The following is a 264-nucleotide window of genomic DNA, read 5'->3' on the forward strand; positions in this document are numbered from 1 at the left end:
GGCTGCTGGCATGTGGAAAGAGGGGCGGGGCACCAACATTACTGACAGTGGGTCACCGTTCTACGACTGCTACCTGTGTTCCGATGACAAGTTCATCAGCGTTGGCCCGATCGAAAGCAAGTTCTATGACGAGTTGCTGCGGCTGATGGACCTGGACCCGCAGCTCTTGGGCGATCAGATGGATCGCGAGGCGTGGGCCAATGCCAAGAAGGTGCTCGCCGCACGTTTCCGTACCCGAAGCCGTGATGAATGGGTGGCGGTGCT

1 protein-coding gene is annotated in these 264 nt (G+C 59.1%); it reads left to right on the forward strand.

What is annotated here, in order from left to right; genetic code table 11:
• The coding region (locus SB751_RS31675; RefSeq protein WP_410749230.1) for a CoA transferase at positions 1–264 on the forward strand (264 nt) is incomplete at both ends.

The sequence above is a fragment of the Cupriavidus sp. SIMBA_020 genome (assembly GCF_046535395.1).
GTDB lineage: Bacteria > Pseudomonadota > Gammaproteobacteria > Burkholderiales > Burkholderiaceae > Cupriavidus > Cupriavidus campinensis.